This window comes from Bacteroides faecichinchillae JCM 17102, assembly GCF_000614145.1.
In the GTDB taxonomy this organism is placed as follows: Bacteria; Bacteroidota; Bacteroidia; order Bacteroidales; family Bacteroidaceae; genus Bacteroides; species Bacteroides faecichinchillae.
The window spans coordinates 1-1,214 of sequence record NZ_BAKK01000116.1; the positions used below are offsets into that span (position 1 = coordinate 1).

Annotated in this window: 3 protein-coding genes; all 3 read right to left on the minus strand. The window is 44.9% G+C overall.

The window, feature by feature from the left end; all coding sequences use genetic code 11:
• The coding region (locus JCM17102_RS30160; protein ID WP_148302096.1) for an IS3 family transposase at positions 1 to 409 on the minus strand (409 nt) is incomplete at its 3' end.
• Complete coding sequence (locus tag JCM17102_RS30165) at positions 406 to 729, minus strand: IS3 family transposase (protein ID WP_081800249.1); 324 nt, start codon at positions 727 to 729, stop codon at positions 406 to 408. The genes JCM17102_RS30160 and JCM17102_RS30165, both read right to left, overlap by 4 nt.
• A 41-nt stretch (positions 730 to 770) precedes the next feature.
• A partial coding sequence (locus tag JCM17102_RS20970) for a transposase (RefSeq protein WP_025076563.1) occupies positions 771 to 1,214 on the minus strand: 444 nt, incomplete at its 5' end.

Below are 1,214 nucleotides of genomic sequence, written 5' to 3' on the forward strand. Positions count from 1 at the left end.
GGGACTTAATTCTTTTATTGTTGTAATACTCTATATATTCCTCCAAAGCTCTTATGAAAGTTTCTGGCGATTCAAATACTTCTGCATATAGAAGTTCAGACTTCATGATACCAAAGAAGTTCTCCGCCATGGCATTGTCAAGACAGTTCCCTTTACGGGACATACTCTGTATAATGTGATGTTCCGCAAGGCGCTTTCGATAGCCTAAATGCTGGTATTGCCAGCCCTGGTCGGAGTGAAGTATAAGTCCCTCAAGTCTGTCGAACTTGGCAAAAGCTTTGTCAAGCATATCGTACACCTGTTCCATATTCGGACTGCGAGAGATATTATAAGATATAATCTCACCGTTGAACATATCCAGTATCGGTGATAGATAAAGTTTGACCGAGCCAATGTTTATCTGTGTCACATCAGTAGCCCATTTGCGGTTCGGGCTTCGGAATCAAAGTTCCTTGCCAGTATATTGGGCGCAATCTTTCCGACCTCTCCTTTGTAGGAACGATAACGTACTTTACGGATTCTACTCTTAAGACACATCTCATTCATCAGGCGCTGTACGGTCTTATGGTTGATGACAAACCCACGGTTTCGCATCTCTGCAGTCACGCGTCGATAGCCGTAGCGACCTTTATGCTCATGGTAAATAGCCTTTATGGTTTCTCTCTCCATGGCGTACTTATCCTTCGCTTTCAGGTACTTCAGATGATAATAGAACACAGAGCGAGCCATCTTTCTCAGCTTTAACAACAAGCCAAGAGGATATTCCGACCTTAGTTCGTCGATGGCTTTTGCCCATTGAGACGTGCTCGGGCTTTCTGTTCCTCGACTAAGGCCTTTACTTTTTTTAGCAGCGCATTCTCTGCTCTCAGGCGGAGGTTCTCTGCCTGAAGCTTCTCTAGTTCTGTCTGTGCGTCTCTTTTCTTAGGTTTTGCCATGGGAGCTTTGGGAGGTCGACCTCGCTGTTTTACGTCATATAGCGAGCCTCCCGACCGAACCTTTCTCAACCACAATAAAATCGTGTTGCGGTTCACATCGTAACGAAGGCTTAACTGCTGCAAAGTTACTCCATCCTTGATATGTTCCAAAATAATTCTTTCTTTTTCTGCAGAAGTAAAGTGGTAACCCTTTGTTGATTTGAGAAGACCTTCCTCTCCATAGGCCCTGTAACGGGCCAACCAGCCGCGAACCTGATGCTTGTCAAGATGACGTTCACG

Bases quoted from the DNA above. Each gene is read 5' to 3' on its own strand.
- JCM17102_RS30165 (WP_081800249.1), bottom strand. From the start codon at position 729: ATGGCTCGCTCTGTGTTCTATTATCATCTGAAGTACCTGAAAGCGAAG.